We start from the raw sequence: 240 nt of genomic DNA, 5'->3' as shown, positions 1-240 counted from the left end.
AACCCCTCGTCCTCGGTGATCCCGCCCCTGCTGTCCCGGTCGCTGCTGCCCACGCTGCAGCCGCCCACGGATGACGACATCGGCGTGCTCGTGGACCGCGCGGTGTCGGATGCCCGCGGACCCTCCGGTACGGTCGCGCTCAGCGACGAGGCGCGGTCGGCGCTCATCCGCCACGCGTCGGGGGACGCCCGTCGTGCCCTCACCGGACTGGAGGCCGCCGCTGCCGTGGCGCTCTCGCAC

The 240-nt window shown here is 75.0% G+C and carries 1 pseudogene; it reads left to right on the top strand.

The features are described 5' to 3' along the window. Window positions 1-240: pseudogene (locus tag KVS71_RS18495) on the top strand (replication-associated recombination protein A); the annotation flags it as partial.

It is taken from the genome of Microbacterium sp. GbtcB4 (assembly GCF_019091465.1).
Lineage (GTDB): Bacteria > Actinomycetota > Actinomycetes > Actinomycetales > Microbacteriaceae > Microbacterium > Microbacterium paraoxydans.
The sequence above is the reverse complement of the archived record's forward strand: the minus strand, read 5'-3'. Positions and strand labels throughout refer to the sequence as shown.